General features: G+C 64.6%; 11 protein-coding genes and 1 tRNA gene. 1 reads left to right on the plus strand and 11 read right to left on the minus strand.

Annotated features, from left to right (window positions below):
• Nucleotides 1-71: 71 nt before the first annotated feature.
• From I6E04_RS01315 to I6E04_RS01345, 7 genes are all read right to left on the minus strand, one after another.
• On the minus strand, nucleotides 72-1,175 hold the full coding sequence (locus tag I6E04_RS01315; RefSeq protein ID WP_235421348.1) for a PLP-dependent transferase: 1,104 nt from the start codon (nucleotides 1,173-1,175) through the stop codon (nucleotides 72-74).
• A gap of 145 nt (nucleotides 1,176-1,320) precedes the next feature.
• Nucleotides 1,321-3,084, minus strand: a complete 1,764-nt coding sequence (gene thrS / locus I6E04_RS01320; protein WP_235421349.1) for a threonine--tRNA ligase — start codon at nucleotides 3,082-3,084, stop codon at nucleotides 1,321-1,323.
• 287 nt (nucleotides 3,085-3,371) lie between these two features.
• Nucleotides 3,372-3,806 carry a double zinc ribbon domain-containing protein gene (locus I6E04_RS01325; RefSeq protein WP_235421350.1) on the minus strand — a complete coding sequence of 145 codons (435 nt, stop codon included), beginning with the start codon at nucleotides 3,804-3,806 and terminating at the stop codon, nucleotides 3,372-3,374.
• A 129-nt stretch (nucleotides 3,807-3,935) separates the two neighbouring features.
• Nucleotides 3,936-5,027, minus strand: coding sequence for a M24 family metallopeptidase (locus I6E04_RS01330; RefSeq protein WP_235421351.1), 1,092 nt, complete (start codon nucleotides 5,025-5,027; stop codon nucleotides 3,936-3,938).
• Nucleotides 5,028-5,066: 39 nt separating this feature from the next.
• The gene (locus I6E04_RS01335) at nucleotides 5,067-6,224 is read right to left on the minus strand and encodes a septal ring lytic transglycosylase RlpA family protein (RefSeq protein ID WP_235421352.1); all 1,158 of its coding nucleotides are present in this window, start codon (nucleotides 6,222-6,224) and stop codon (nucleotides 5,067-5,069) included.
• Between the two features lie 142 nt (nucleotides 6,225-6,366).
• Nucleotides 6,367-7,737, minus strand: a complete 1,371-nt coding sequence (locus I6E04_RS01340) for a bifunctional folylpolyglutamate synthase/dihydrofolate synthase (protein WP_235421353.1) — start codon at nucleotides 7,735-7,737, stop codon at nucleotides 6,367-6,369.
• 349 nt (nucleotides 7,738-8,086) lie between these two features.
• The gene (locus I6E04_RS01345) at nucleotides 8,087-10,783 is read right to left on the minus strand and encodes a valine--tRNA ligase (RefSeq protein ID WP_235421354.1); all 2,697 of its coding nucleotides are present in this window, start codon (nucleotides 10,781-10,783) and stop codon (nucleotides 8,087-8,089) included.
• A gap of 180 nt (nucleotides 10,784-10,963) precedes the next feature.
• On the opposite strand from I6E04_RS01345, the gene I6E04_RS01350 reads away from it, so the two are divergent.
• The gene (locus tag I6E04_RS01350) at nucleotides 10,964-11,104 is read left to right on the plus strand and encodes a hypothetical protein (RefSeq protein WP_235421355.1); all 141 of its coding nucleotides are present in this window, start codon (nucleotides 10,964-10,966) and stop codon (nucleotides 11,102-11,104) included.
• Between the two features lie 130 nt (nucleotides 11,105-11,234).
• Here the strand turns inward: I6E04_RS01350 and clpX are convergent, their stop codons facing one another.
• The 4 genes from clpX to I6E04_RS01370 all read right to left on the minus strand — a co-directional run bounded on the left by clpX (nucleotide 11,235) and on the right by I6E04_RS01370 (nucleotide 14,823).
• On the minus strand, nucleotides 11,235-12,626 hold the full coding sequence (clpX, locus tag I6E04_RS01355) for an ATP-dependent Clp protease ATP-binding subunit ClpX (RefSeq protein ID WP_235421356.1): 1,392 nt from the start codon (nucleotides 12,624-12,626) through the stop codon (nucleotides 11,235-11,237).
• The gene (locus I6E04_RS01360) at nucleotides 12,626-13,249 is read right to left on the minus strand and encodes an ATP-dependent Clp protease proteolytic subunit (protein ID WP_235421357.1); all 624 of its coding nucleotides are present in this window, start codon (nucleotides 13,247-13,249) and stop codon (nucleotides 12,626-12,628) included. Before I6E04_RS01360 ends, clpX begins: the two co-directional genes overlap by 1 nt.
• Before the next feature lie 132 nt (nucleotides 13,250-13,381).
• Nucleotides 13,382-14,671 carry a trigger factor gene (gene tig / locus I6E04_RS01365; protein WP_235421358.1) on the minus strand — a complete coding sequence of 430 codons (1,290 nt, stop codon included), beginning with the start codon at nucleotides 14,669-14,671 and terminating at the stop codon, nucleotides 13,382-13,384.
• Nucleotides 14,672-14,739: 68 nt separating this feature from the next.
• Nucleotides 14,740-14,823 (minus strand) — tRNA-Leu (locus I6E04_RS01370).
• Nucleotides 14,824-14,959: the final 136 nt, after the last annotated feature.

A 14,959-nucleotide genomic window follows, 5' to 3' on the forward strand; every position in this document is an offset into this window, starting at 1 on the left:
TCCCCGATGCGATGGATCGTAGTCGGTCGTGCTATGGATTTGTGATGTGAGGCCGCTCGGCCCTGCACCTATCAGGCGTGGGGAGGATCGCAGAACAGGCGCATCGCCTGATCGAGGCTGTCGACGATATCCAACGGATCATCGAGTCCGGCGATCAGGCGGATGTAGGTGCCGTCATCGCCGCACAGCGGAGAGAGGCGCGTAAGCGGACCGCCGGCGGGGCAAGCCCGATGGGAGCAGTCGCAGGCATCGAGAAAAGCGCCGGCGGTCACACCCCAGGGAAGCTCGAAGTCCACGGCGGGACCGAAGCCGTGCTGCAACGTGCGCGCGGCGACATCATGATCGGGATGGCTCGCAAGGCCTGGATACCCGACGGAAGGAACGTCCGGATGCGCTGCCAGATACTCGGCGATGACGCGCGCGTGGTCGCTCTGTCGCTGCAGGCGCGAATCGAGCGTGTCGAGACCGCGGCGGATCGCGGCGAGATCGTCTCCGGCGACGTTGCAGACGGTACCCGTATGCTGCCCGCCGAGTCGCTGCGCGAGCATGCAATAGGCTTCGTGCGCGAGCGGAACGCTGCGACGGCGCCTGCCGTGACCCGTCGCATCATGCGCGACCGAAAAGGCGACGACCTTGGTGCCGAGCAACCCTGCGGCGACGCGATCGAGCGCCTCGCAGACGATATGCGCACCGAGTGTGAGCGGCTGGCAGCACCGAGCCGACGCGATGGTGTTGTCGATGATGAGGATGGCGCCCTCGGCATAGGCGGCCTCGGCGAGCGCGCGGATATCGGGCACGTGCAGCCCGCGGCACCCGATGGAGTTGACGAGCCAGAACAGACGGTCGAAACGCATGCCGGCGCCATCCGCGTAGGAGGCATGACCCTCCTCGCGCGGCTCCATACGCCCCGAGGCGGCGGGATGCGCGGACGCATGCGACGCGGCGACGAAGGCATCCGCCGTCTCATCGACGGCAAAGGTCAGGACACCGGCCCCGAAATGGCGAAGATACGTCTCGGTCGCATCGTTGGCGCGCACGACCAGACGGTCACTCGGACCGATCAGGCCCAGTTTGGCGAGCGCGCAGGCGACGTCGTCGGCGGTCGTGAACCAGGAGAAGCGGGCATGATGAACCTGCGCATACGCCTGCGCGAGCTCGAAGACGTCGTTCCCCATAGCCGATCACCCTCCCCGATGTCGCCAATGTGTTCAGTATACCTGCACATTCAACGGATAGCGGGCACGTTTTGGCCCTCAACCGGTGGGTTGGACCAAAATGTGCCCGCAAACTCACGATATGCCTCGCACGAACGCGCCGATGTCAGCTGCGGCGCTCCGCGATCTCGGCGCTCACCTGGTCGATGAACTCCTCGACCGTGGCGGCATGCGTCTCGTTGGTGCGGTCGCGCACCGAGATGTTGCCGGCCTCGGCTTCCTTCTCGCCCAAGATGAGCATGTAGGGGACGCGATCGACGCCGCGGGCCTCGCGGATCTTATAGCCGATCTTCTCGTCGCGATCGTCGACCACCACACGGATGCCCGCAGCCTCGAGCCGGTCGGCGACCGTATGCGCGTACGCGCGGCTCTTCTCGGACACGGGCAGGACCTTGACCTGCGTCGGGGCGAGCCAAGTCGGGAACTTACCGGCATAGTGCTCGATCAGGATGCCGATGAAACGCTCGATGGAGCCGAACGCCACGCGGTGCAGCATGATGGGACGCTTCTTGGTGCCGTCGGCGTCCGTGTACTCCAGGTCGAAGTTGAGCGGCATCTGGAAGTCGAGCTGCACGGTGCCGCACTGCCAGGTGCGGCCGAGCGAATCCTCCAGATGGAAATCGATCTTGGGGCCGTAGAAGGCACCGTCGCCCTCGTTGACCACATAGTCCTTGCCCAGACGCTCGAGCGCCTCGCGCAGACCAGCCTCGGCGCGCGCCCAATCCTCGTCCGAACCCATGGAGTCCTCGGGGCGCGTGGAGAGCTCGAGATGGTAGGTGAAGCCGAACTTCTGGTACACCGAGTCGATGAGGTTCACCACACCCACGATCTCGTCGGTGAGCTGGTCGGGACGCACGAACAGATGGGCGTCGTCCTGGTTGAAGCAGCGCACGCGGAACAGGCCGTGCAAGGCACCCTTGAGCTCGTGACGGTGCACGAGACCGATCTCGCCGGCACGGATCGGCAGTTCACGATAGCTGTGCGGATGCCTCTTGTACACGAGCACGCCGCCGGGGCAGTTCATCGGCTTGATGCAGTACTCCTCGTCGTCGATGATCGTGGAGTACATGTTGTCCTTGTAGTGGTCCCAGTGGCCGGAGGTCTCCCACAGATGCTTGCTCATGATCTGCGGCGTGGAGATCTCGACGTAGCCGGCCTTGTGATGGATCTCGCGCCAGTAGTTCAGCAGCTCGTTTTTGAGAATCATGCCGTTGGGCAGGAAGAACGGGAAACCGGGCGCCTCGTCGCGCATCATGAACAGGTCCATCTCGCGACCGATCTTGCGGTGGTCGCGCTTCTTGGCCTCCTCGAGCAGACGCAGATGCTCGTCGAGCTCGTCCTTGGTGGCAAACGCGGTGCCGTTCACGCGCGTGAGCATCTTGTTGTTCTTATCCGCTTTCCAATAGGCACCGGACACGCCGGTGAGCTTGAAGGCCTTGAGCGCCTTGGTGTAGGTGATGTGCGGACCCACGCACATGTCGATGTAGTCGCCCTGCTGGAAAAACGTGATGCGGGCATCCTCGGGCAGATCGCCGATGTGCTCGACCTTGTACTTCTCGCCGCGCTCCTGCATAAGCGCGATGGCCTCCTCGCGCGGAAGCTCGAACGCGTTGAACTTGAGGTTCTCCTTGACGATCTTTTTCATCTCGGCCTCGATGGCGGGAAGGTCGTCCTCGGACAGCGTCGCGTCGCCCAGGTCGACATCGTAGTAGAACCCGTTGTCGGTGGCCGGACCGTAGGCGAAATCCGCCTGGGGGTACAGGCGCTTGATTGCCTGCGCCATGATATGGGCGGCGGAGTGGCGGATGACGTGCGTGACCTCCTCGGCGGGCAGCTCGGCTACCGTACCGTCGTTATACAGCGCTTTCATGGGATAGCTCCTTCGTTATACGTGATCGTTCGGTTCCGATGGGATACCGCGTGCGATACCTGTGCACGAATATGCCGCATGGCACGCAGACGAATCGCCGGCGCGCGCCGGATGCGTGTGCGGGCGATATACGGCGCCTGCCCGTGGCCGGATCGGCCGGGAAAGGACAGACGCCTAGATAGTCTGGGTACGTGTCAGGAAATGAAAGATGCACAGCATCGCGGGGAACCTTTCGCTTATTCGCGAGACGATACCGAACGGGCCGCATCGCGCGGCCCGTGGAACAGCTACTGGATGTGGGTGCGGCAGTACGGGCACACCTTCCAGTGCGCATCGAGCGGACGATGGCAGGAGGGGCAGACGTTGCGCACCTGGGTGTTGCACACCGGGCAGACGACGAAGTCCTTCTCAATCGGCGAGCCGCACTGCGGGCAGGTGCCGTACGCGGAGAGCTGACGCTCACGCAGCGCCATATCGAGCTCCTGCTCCTCGCGGTCGGCGAGATAGGAGTTGGGACGCAGGACGAGGTAGGCGATCAGACCGACGAACGGGATAAGACCGACGATGCCCCACGCCCAAAACGCGCCCACGCCGCGGCGCTTGGCGTCGATGAACACGTAGACGACAGATAGCACATACAGCGCGGCGATGAAGCCGACGAACAGGTAGATGGCCATCTGGAGCTGGGGAGACATGATCTCCTGGAGTATGGTGTCGAGCATGAGCCGATCAGCCTTTCAGTCACGATATACACACAGACTTGCTATGCATTCTATACCCAAGCGTCGGGCGCGCCGATGACGACACGCTATCGACATACAAGTGCCGTATCGAACGCAGGCCGCCATCCCCTACCCGTCGATGCGGCGGGCGTCCTTCGGGTAGACGTTGAGAATCTCCGCGCCGTCCTCGCGCACGAGCACCAGATCCTCGATGCGCACGCCGGTGCGTCCGGGAAGATAGATCCCCGGCTCGATGGAGAAGGTCATCCCCACCTCGATGCGATCCTCGTTGATCGCGGAGACGTCTCCCGGTTCATGGTCCTGCAAGCCGATCGAATGCCCGAGCCGATGCGTGAAATACGGACCGTAGCCAGCCTCCTCGATGATCGAACGCGCGCAGCGGTCGACGTCGCAAAAGCGCACCCCCGGACGGATCATGGCCTCGGCCGCCTCGTTGGCGCGTCGCACCACATCGTGGATACGCAGCGTCTCGGCATCGGCCTCACCCCACAGGAACGTGCGGGTCATATCGGAGCAATACCCTTCGAGACGACCGCCGATATCGAACAGCACGGCCTGGCCGGCCGCGAGCCTCGTGCCATCGGGCTCATGGTGCGGGTCGGCCGCGTTGGCGCCGAAGCTCACGATGGGTGGAAAGGAGAAGTCGTCGGCACCGTGCGAGCGGTAGAGGGAAAGCATCTGCGCGGCGACCTCGTGCTCCGTGACGCCCTCGTGGAGCAGCCCCGGGAGATCGGCCATGACCTGGTCGTTGATCCGGCTCGAGCGGCGCATGAGATCTTGCTCGCGCGCGTCCTTGATCGCACGGGTCCGCGCGACGGCATCGGAGCCGAGGAAGAAGGACGCCGCCACGCCGCGCTCGATCAGCGGCAGCAAAAAGCCGGAGCGCATCTGGGCATCGATGCCGAGCGGAACCGCAGGGTCGATATGGGCGGCGAGTATGGCGAAGATGTCGTCGGTGTCATCGAAGACGACGACGTCGGCATTATCGAACGGGTCGAGGCGGTGCAAGGCGTTCACGAAGACGACCGGTCGCACGCCACGGCGGAGCAACACACCGGAGAACCGCTCGAACATCTCGGCGTAGAACCCGGTCAGGTAATAGATCGACCACGGATCGGTGACGAGCACCTGCGCTCCGGGATGGGACGCCTCAAGGCGATCGAGCACGCGCCCGATACGCCCCTCATCGACCTGCGCCATGAAGGAACCTCCTCGTCGACGCGTGCGGAATGAGATCTGTTAAAGGAAACGGTACTCGACCGTGCCGACGCCGACCGACAGGAAGCCGAGCGCACGGGCGACGGCGGGCTGCATGTCGATCACGCGACCATGCACGTAGGGACCGCGATCATTGACGACGGCGACGACGGAGCGGCCGTTGTAGCGGATCTCGACGTAGGTGCCGAGCGGGACGTTGAGCATGGCGACGCCCATCGAGGTCTCGGTGACGATGTCGCCACTCGCCGTGATGCCGCCCATGAATCCGTCGCCGGTGCCGTAATGCGAGGCGACGCCGGTCATCCAGCCGCTATCGTCGCTGGAGCTCGACGAGGAACCGCCCGAATCGGTGTCGGTATCGGGTTCGGGGGCGGGCTCGGGATCGGGCGTGGACGTCGAGGTGTCCTGGGACTCGGAGGAACCCTGGGAGGTGTCCGTCGAGGGCTCGTTCGAGGAGTCGTCGGAAGATTCCTGTGCAACGGACGATTCCTCGCTTGCCGAGGTATCGCCGGAGGACTGCTGTTCCATCTGCTTTTGGACCGCAGCGGCCTCCTCGGCGGCACGGCGCGCGGCAGCGGCCTCGGCGGCATCCTCGCTCGCCGCACGCTGCTGTAGCGCGGCCTGGGCCTCGGAGACCTGCTCGAGCGCATCGGCGGCGCGCTGCTCCTCGCGCGCGACCTCGTCGCGGGACTCGGAGATCTTAGCGAGCTTAGCGTTCAGGTCGTCGCGCGTCTCGCTGAGCTGCTCGAGCGCGTAGACGTTATCGTCCTGGACGGCGGTGAGGTACTTGGTCTGCGTGATGAAGTCGGACAGCGAATCGGCTTTGAGCAGCATCGTGACGATGTTGGAGGACGACTCCCCCATCTTGTAGAGATTGGCGGCGGCATCGGAGGCGTGCTCGCGCTTCTCGGGGATGACCTCCTGCTCGATATGGAGCACCTCGTCGGCGAGCTCGTCGATCTGCGCGTCGAGCTCCTCGACCTTCTCCATGGCCTCGGCATGCTGCTGCGCGGCCTGGTTGACCTGCTCGGTCAACGCGGCGAGTTCAGCGGTGGTCTGCGCGGAAGCGGCGTAGGCGCTCGAGGCGAACGGCGCGCACACGCTGCCCAGCGCAAGCGCGGCGGTAAGGCCCGCGGTGATGGCGAAACGCGCGCCGCGGGTCATCGAATCCTTGCTCAAAGCGATATCCGTCATATACGAACGGCTCCAATCAACGGTAGCAGTCGTCCATAAGTATAGGTCAGAGTCTCACCTTAAAGTAGAACTTGATACTTTGTGCACAACCGGGGTTCTCCGAACGATGTGGCGCGCCGACGATGCGCTAGCGGAGCAGACCCGCGACCTCGCCGGCGAGGGTGATCGTTCCGGCGGCAACGACGGGCATGGAGGCGCGCGTCAGGGCTTCGAGCGCCTCGCGAACCGATCCGTAGGACCCCACGATATCCGACGCACCCCTCCCCTGTCGCGCAAGCTCCGCGGCGACGAGATCTCCGAGCTCATCTTGGGGCAGCGCGCGATCCGAGGCGGTCACGGTGACGACGATGCGGGGGAACGCCGGCACGAGGATACGCACGATGCCGGCGACGTCCTTGTCGGCAAGCGCCGCGATCAGCAAGGTCGGGCGACGGGACATGTCCGGATCGATGCCGTTAAGCGCGGCGACGAACTGCTCGCAGCTCTGCGGATTATGACAGGCGTCGACCAGCACGAGCGGCTCGGTGCGGACAATATCGAATCGGCCCGGCGTCGGGCATGCCGTCAAGCTCGCGTTCAAGGCACCTTCATCGAGCGTGCGCCCGAGATAGGCCTCCGTGAGCATGATCGCGCAGGCGGCGTTTTGGGGTTGGTACGTCGGCTTGGGCATACGCACCGTATAGGTAGCGCGCACCGTAGGACAGCAGAACTCGACATCGGCTCCGAGCGCATGCGGCACCGCGATGGTGCGATGCTCGACGATGAGCGGCTCGACGTCGCAGGCACGGCATCGTTCGTCCATGACGGATTGAACCGACGGCTCGTGCGTCCCCTCACCGAGCACGACGATACGGCCCGGCTTGATCACCGCGGCCTTCTCGGCGGCGATCTCGGCGAGCGTATCGCCGAGGATCCGCATATGGTCGAGGCCGATCCCCGTGATGGCGACCGCGACCGGATCGGTGGCGCTCGTCGCATCCCAACGTCCGCCCATGCCCACCTCGAGTACGGCGACGTCGACCTTCGCCTCGGCGAAGATGACGAGTGACGCGACGGTCAACAGGTCGAACGGGGTGATCGTATAGGCGCGGTCGCCCGCCGCCGCGCGTGTAGCGTTGACGCGCCGTCCCGCTTCGACGGCGACCGAGACACCGTGGGCGAACGCCGCATCCGAGACGACGCGACCGTCGATCTCCATGCGCTCGGGATAGCGCACGAGCTGCGGCGAGGTGTAGAGCGCGCAGCGAAGCCCCTCGCCGCGAAGGATCGCTGCGGCGAATCGCGTCGTGGACGTCTTGCCGTTGGTGCCGGCGACCTGCAGGCAGTCGTAATGCTCATCGGGGCGCTCGAGCTCGTCGAGCATATCGACGACCGTCTCGAGCAGCGGCCCTGCATCCCCCGAGATCTTGCCGGTGTCGGCGGCGAGCTCCACAGCCTCGTCGAAGGATAGCTCGCTGACCGCGAACGGCACGCGATAGGCGCCTGAGCGCTTGGGCATGGATGATCAACTCCTACGTTTCCCGTGATCCGGAGTGTTGCTGACAAGGCGCGTCACCCGGGCGGCCGACAGAGCTGGCCCAGGTGCTCGAAATAGCCAGAAGGAGGAAGGATCGCGACCTGAACGCGACAGCCGAGCCAACCCCACGGCCGGCCCAGGTGCCGCAGATTGCCGCGAAGGAGGGCATAGACCTTCGGTCATGCCCGACGATTAAGCGGCAAGGTGCGGTGCCCGGAGCGACCGACAAGGCTGGCCCAGGTGCCCAAGGTCGCCCTGAAAGAGGAGGGCATAGGCCTTGAGGGCCATGCCCGACGATTGAAGGGCGAGATCGGGTACCTGGAGATGCCGACTAGGCGAAGTCGGAGAGTTGGGCGGTCAGCGCCGCGATCTCGGCCTCGAGCTCGGCGGCGCGCTCGCGCTTCTTGGCCACGACCTCAGGCGCCGCCTTGGCGATGAAGCCCTGATTGGACAGGGTCTTGTTCGCACTCGCGAGCTCCTTCTCGTTCTTGGCGATGGCCTTCTCGATGCGCGCCTTCTCGGCGGCGAAATCCACGAGGTCGCCCACGACCACGTACGCATCGAAGTCGGGGCCGGCAAGCGCGATCGCCGCGTCGGGCTTCGCGAAGCCATCCTCACCGGCGAACGTGAGCTCGCTCACGTTCGCCAGGTTGCAGATGAAGCCGTTCATGCCGTCGATGGCCTGCGCCGCCGCATCGGTATGGGCGCACACGACGACCGGCAGCGCCTCCTTGGGGCTGATACGGTAGCGGGCGCGCGTGGAGCGCACGTCGATGACCACGGCACGGGTGAGCTCGAAGGCGCGCTCGGCGGGCTCGTCGATCCAGCGCTCGTAGTCGGCGGGCTCGGGCCACGCGGCGACCATGAGGGCGTCGGCGCGCTCCCCGTCCATATCGAGGCAGCTCGCCGGCATGGCGTCCCAAATGGCCTCGGTAACGAACGGCATGAGCGGATGCATGAGGCGCAGGCTCGTATCGAGGACGAAGATGAGGTTGCGCTGCGCCTGAGCACGGGCGCCGTCGTCCTTCAGGCGGGCCTTGGTGACCTCGACGTACCAGTCGCAGACCTCGTTCCAGAAGAAGGCCTGGATACCGCGGGCGACATCGCCGAACGTGTACCCCTCGATACCCTCGGTCACGGACTTCACCATCTTGGCGAGACGGCTGAACATCCACGCGTCGGCGGCGGTCTCGGCGACCGGCTCGCCCGGCGTGTAGCCTTCCATGTTCATGAGGAGGAAGCGGCTCGCGTTCCAGATCTTGGTCACGAACGCGCGCGCCTGCTCGGTGCGGGGGCTACCCAAGAATTCATGGGTCTTCTTGTCGATATCGGCGTCGAACTTGACGTCCTGGTTGTTGGTGAACAGCGACAGCAGGTTGAAACGCATGGCGTCGGCGCCGTACTTGTCCATGAGGTCCATGGGATCGACGCCGTTGCCCTTGGACTTGGACATACGGCTGCCGTCCTTGGCGAGGATCGTGGGATAGATGACGACGTCACGGAACGGCTCCTCGCCCAGGAAGTACTCGGAGCTCATGATCATACGGGCGACCCACAGCGCGATGATGTCGCGCGCGGTGACGAGCGCCGTGGTGGGATGATGGCCCTCAAGCGCCTTGGGATTCTGCGGCCAACCCTGCGTCGCGAAGGTCCACAGCTGGCTGGAGAACCAGGTATCGAGCACGTTCTCGTCCTGATGCACGTGGTGACCGCCGCACTTCGGGCACACGTCGGCGTCCTCCATGAGTGCGTCCTCCCAGCCGCAGTCCTCGCAGTAGAACACGGGGATGCGGTGGCCCCACCACAGCTGGCGGGAGATGCACCAGTCCTTCAGGTTCTCCATCCACGTGAGATAGCTCTGCTTCCAGCGATCGGCGTTGAAGCGCACGCGACCGGACTCGACGGCGTCGATAGCGGGCTGCTTGAGCTTGTCGACCGCGACGAACCACTGCTCGGACAGCCACGGCTCGAGCGTGGTGTCGCAGCGGTAGCAATGCATGACGGAGTGGTCGTGCTCCTCGATGTGGTCGAGCAGGCCGTGCTCCTCGAACCACGCGACGACGGCCGCGCGGCACTCGTCGCGGGTCATGCCCGAGAACTCGCCGTAGCCCTCGACCACGACGGCGTGCTCGTCGAAGATGTTGATCTGCGGCAGGTCGTGCGCCTGACCCATCGCGTAGTCGTTGGGGTCGTGCGCGGGTGTGACCTTGACGAAGCCCGAGCCGAAGCCCGCGTCGACATGCCAGTCCTCGAAGATCGGAATCTCGCGGTCAACGATGGGCAGCATCACGGTCTTGCCCACGAAGGCGGCCTTCTCGGGATCCTTCGGAGAGACGGCAACGCCGGTGTCGCCGAGCATGGTCTCGGGACGCGTGGTGGCGACGACGATGTAGTCCTGGCCGTTCACCGGCTCGGTCAGCGGGTAGCGCAGGTGCCACAGGTGACCGGATTCCTCCTTGTACTCCGCCTCGTCGTCGGAGATGGCCGTCGTGCAGGACGGGCACCAGTTGACGATACGCTTACCGCGGTAGATGAGGCCGTCATGATACCAATCGCAGAAGACCTTGCGGACCGCCTCGGCGTAATCGGCGTCCATGGTGAAGCGCTCGTGCTCGAAGTCGACCGAACAGCCCATGCGCTTGATCTGCTCCTTGATGGTGCCGCCGTACTCGTGCGTCCAGTCCCAGCAGGCCTCCAGGAAGGCTTCGCGACCCATCTCGAGGCGGTTCTTGCCCTCCTCCTTGAGCTTCTTGTCGACCTTGGTCTGGGTGGCGATGCCGGCATGGTCGGTGCCCAAGATCCACTGGGTCGAGCGGCCGCGCATGCGCGCCTGGCGCACGATGGCATCCTGGATGGAATCGTCGAGCGCATGTCCCATGTGCAGCTTGCCGGTCACATTGGGAGGCGGGATGGTGACGGTGCAGTCGCCCACGCCCGGACGGCGCTGGTAATAGCCGCCGTCGAGCCACTTCTGCAGGATCTTCGGCTCGTTTTCGGCCGGATCGTATGTCTTGGGCATCTCTTCCATGCGAAATTCCCTTTCTGTTGCGATACACAAGAGATGAGGTTACCACGAATGCATGGGTGCGCCGTGCGAGCAGGCAAGATTAACCGACCGTGCACATGCCGCCCGTGGGAAATAAGTGCCCGTCCCATGTTCCGGTGGGAAAATAGGGACAGTCCCTTTTTTCCCACGAAAGGAACGGCCATGGACATACTCGCCATGATCATCGCGTACGGGATCATGCTGTTCGCGCTGTATTGGGTGATCAGGAAAGCAGTCGCCGCCGATATCCGCGATGCGCGGGAAACGACCGGAAACGACGGCAGCTGGTGCCGGAAAGCGTAAGAGCCCGTCGGAAGGACACGAGTCGATCATCGGGATATCCCCAAACGCACAAGGCCGCTGCGGATGGGTCCGCAGCGGCCTTGTGCCGAAATGACGTAAAACGACACCGTCCCAAGACGGATCAAGTGAATCAGTCGAGGTCGACGTCGAAAACGCGGCGGGGCTGCTCCTCGCCGCGCACGGAGGCGGCGGTCACCACGACGCGCGTCACGCCCTGCTCGCTCGGCAAGTCGAACATCGTCTGCTGCAGCAGATCCTCGCAGATGCTGCGCAGGCCGCGCGCACCGGTCTTGCGCGCGAGGGCCATCTTGGCGATCTCGTGCAGCGCCTCGTCCTCGAATTGCAGATCGCAGCCCTCGAGCTCGAACATCTTGCGATACTGACGCACGATGGCGTTCTTGGGCTCGGTGAGGATCGAGACGAGGTCGTCCTCGGTCAGCGCGTTGGTCTGCGTGATCACCGGCGTGCGACCGATGAACTCGGGGATCATGCCGAAGGCGTTCAGGTCCTGCGGGAGCACCTGCTTGAGCAGATCGTTCTCGTCGGCGCTCGTGGGACCGGCGATCTCGGAGTTGAAGCCCACACCCTTGTTGCCCACGCGGTCGGAGATGATCTTGTCGAGCCCCACGAAGGCGCCGCCACAGATGAACAGGATGTTCGTCGTGTCGATCTGGATGAGCTCCTGCTGCGGGTGCTTGCGCCCGCCTGTGGGCGGCACGCTCGCCACGGTGCCCTCGAGGATCTTGAGCAGCGCCTGCTGCACGCCCTCGCCGGACACGTCGCGGGTGATCGAGAGGTTCTCGGCCTTGCGCGCGATCTTGTCGATCTCGTCGACGTAGATGATGCCGATCTGCGCGCGGGCGACGTCGCCGTCGGCGGCGTTGATGAGCTTGAGCAGGATGTTCTCGACGTCCTCGCCCACATAGCCCGCCTCGGTGAGCGCCGTGGCGTCGGCGATGGCGAAGGGGACCTCCAGGATGCGCGCGAGCGTCTGGGCGAGCAGCGTCTTACCGGTACCGGTCGGACCGAGCAGCAGGATGTTGCTCTTGGCGAGCTCGACGTCATCGAGATCGTTCGCCGTACCCGCCTGCGCACGATCGCCGTCGGCTTCGCGCTCCAGCACGCGACGGTAGTGGTTGTACACCGCCACCGACATCGCGCGTTTGGCGTCCTCCTGGCCCATGACGTACGCCGACAGCTCGTCGTAGATCTGATGCGGCGTCGGAACGCGCGTGATGAGCTTGGTGGCGACATGGGCCTCGTCGACGGCAGGCTCGGGCTCGGGCTGGTCGGAAGCCTGGTACATCATCGACTGCGGGTCGAAGGGCATGTGCTGGTGCTGCTCCAAGAAGTCCTGGGCGAGCGACTCCTCGAGGATGTCGGAGCACGCCGCAACGCACTCGTCGCAGATGAAGATGTTGCTCGGGCCCTTGACCAGCTTGCGAACCTGATCTTGGGTCTTGCCGCAAAACGAGCAGTGGATGGGCCCGAAGTACATCTGATCCGACGTGTTGTCAGCCATTACTCGGCACTCCCCTTGACGGCTTCGGAACGGGACGTGATGACGCGGTCGACCAGGCCGTAGGCCAGCGCATCGGCGGCGCGCATGTAGTGATCGCGCTCGGTGTCGGCCTCGACCTTCTCGAACGGCTGACCCGTGGCGTCGGCCAGGATCTGGTTGAGGTTGCGGCGGTTCTCCTGGATCTCGCGGGCGACGATCTCGATCTCGGTCTGCTGACCCTGGACGCCACCGCTCGGCTGATGGATCATGACCATCGAGTTGGGCAGGCAGAAGCGCTTGCCGCGCGCACCGCTCGCGAGCAGGACGGCAGCCATGGAAGCGGCCATGCCCACGCAGATGGTCGACACGTCGGGCTTGATGAAGTTCATGGTGTCGAGGATGGCAAGACCCGAGTACACCTCGCCGCCGGGCGAGTTGATGTACAGCGAGATGTCCTTCTCGGAATCCTGGCTCTCGAGATGCAGCAGCTGCGCGATCACGAGGTTGGCGGTCACGGAGTTGATCTCCTCGCCCAAGAAGATGATGCGGTCGTTGAGCAGGCGGGAATAGATGTCGTAGCTGCGCTCGCCGCGCGGCGTCTGCTCGATGACGTACGGCACGAGCGCGGAATCGATCCGGTGCATGGAGCACTCCCCTTTCGCATTCTTACATACAAAGCGTTACGGCGCACGATGGACAGCGCGCGCTCACCATCGATGCACCGTAACGTTTCAGGTCCGGTCTCCCGGTATGATACCCGTCTTGAGGCGGTAAACCTACTCGGCGTCAGCCTTCGCGAACTCATCAACCTCGGTCACGACGGCGGTCTCGACGAGCCAGTCGCAGGCCTTGGAACGACGGATGGAATCGCGGATGGCGGGCATGCGGCCCTCGGCGATGAAGGCGGCCTTGGAGGCAGCCGGATCCTCGACGCCGGCGCGCTCGAACTCGGCGTCGACATCCTCATCGGAGACCTCGACGTTGAGCTGGCGGGCCAGCGCGTCGAGCGCGAGGGACTCGCGGGCGACGTCGTCGGCCTGACGGTGCAGGTCGGCCAGGAACGCCTCGGTGGACATGTTGGACATCTGCAGCCAGGTGTCGAGCGTCATGCCGCGGCCGGCGAGGCTCTGCAGGAAGTTCTGGCCGAGCTCGGAGAACACGGACTGCTCGTAGTCCTCGTCGACCTTCTCGAGCTCGAGACGCTCGGCGAGCTTGGCGACGGCGCGGTTCTCCTTGATGCCCGGGAGCTTGGAGGACTTGTCGGCGTCGAGCTCGATCTTCACGGCGTCGCGCATGGCGGCGATGTCGTCGAAGCCGAAGGACTCCTTGGCGAACTCGTCGGTAAGCTCGGGCAGGGTGCGCTCACGGATGCCCTTGACGGTGACCTTGACGGTGACCTCCTCGGCGTCGTCGCCCTCGGGGGTCCAGGAGATCTCCTTGGACTCGTCCTTGGCCATGCCGATGAGGCCCTCGTCGAAGGCCGCGGAGATGCTGCCGGAACCCGCGACGATCATGCGGCCCTCGCCGGCCAGCGCCTCGGCGCCCTTGACGTCCTCGATGTCGACGGTGACGTAATCGCCCTCGGCGACCGGACGGTCGACATCGGCGAAGGTGGCGTGATAGCCCATGAGCATATCGATCTGGGCGTCGATCTCGCCCTCGGTGACCTCCGCGGGCGGCATCTCGATCTCGACCGGATCGTAGGAGATGAGCTCGCAGCTCGGACGGAGCGCGAACTCGATGGTGTACACGTAGTCCTCGTGGTCGACGAGCATGTTCTCGACACCGCTGTAGTCGGCGTTCTTGACCGGCACGATGTCGAGCTCATTCAGCACCTTGGGCTCGTTGGCCTGCAGGACGTCCTCGGTCGCCTGGGCGAGCACCGCGCCCGCGCCGAGCATGTTGTCGATGACGGGACGGGGAGCATGACCAGCGCGGAAGCCCGGGAAGCGGTACTTTTTGGCAGCGTCGCGATAGGCCTTCTTGATGGCAGCGTCGACGTCGGCGGCCGGGATGGTGACCGTCGCGGTGAGCTTTGCGTCCTTCACGTCAGAAGTGATGTTCAACGTTCCTCCTCTTACCTGGTTCGGCATGGGTAGGGTGCCGATAGCCCCTTGATGACCGTCTTGCGCGTTGGTGCGGGCGAAAGGACTCGAACCTTCACGGGAAGCCCACTGGAACCTAAATCCAGCGCGTCTACCAATTCCGCCACGCCCGCATAGCGACGCACAGTCTAAGCATGATAGCAGATGCGCCCCGCCCGCGCATGAAGATGCTCCGGCTCACGCGACGCGCACATGAGTCGGGCGCGGACCGCAAGACGTGCGGTCCGCTCCCCGTGCTGCATACGGTCG

Origin of the sequence: Collinsella tanakaei (assembly GCF_021531055.1) — a bacterium.
Lineage (GTDB): Bacteria > Actinomycetota > Coriobacteriia > Coriobacteriales > Coriobacteriaceae > Collinsella > Collinsella tanakaei_B.

Coding starts and splice junctions, on each gene's coding strand:
- clpX (WP_235421356.1), bottom strand. CDS start 12,626: ATGGCTGACAACACGTCGGATCAGATGTACTTCGGGCCCATCCACTGC.
- I6E04_RS01350 (WP_235421355.1), top strand. CDS start 10,964: ATGGACATACTCGCCATGATCATCGCGTACGGGATCATGCTGTTCGCG.
- I6E04_RS01360 (WP_235421357.1), bottom strand. CDS start 13,249: ATGCACCGGATCGATTCCGCGCTCGTGCCGTACGTCATCGAGCAGACG.
- I6E04_RS01330 (WP_235421351.1), bottom strand. CDS start 5,027: ATGGCGCAGGTCGATGAGGGGCGTATCGGGCGCGTGCTCGATCGCCTT.
- I6E04_RS01340 (WP_235421353.1), bottom strand. CDS start 7,737: ATGCCCAAGCGCTCAGGCGCCTATCGCGTGCCGTTCGCGGTCAGCGAG.
- thrS (WP_235421349.1), bottom strand. CDS start 3,084: ATGAAAGCGCTGTATAACGACGGTACGGTAGCCGAGCTGCCCGCCGAG.
- I6E04_RS01345 (WP_235421354.1), bottom strand. CDS start 10,783: ATGGAAGAGATGCCCAAGACATACGATCCGGCCGAAAACGAGCCGAAG.
- I6E04_RS01325 (WP_235421350.1), bottom strand. CDS start 3,806: ATGCTCGACACCATACTCCAGGAGATCATGTCTCCCCAGCTCCAGATG.
- I6E04_RS01315 (WP_235421348.1), bottom strand. CDS start 1,175: ATGGGGAACGACGTCTTCGAGCTCGCGCAGGCGTATGCGCAGGTTCAT.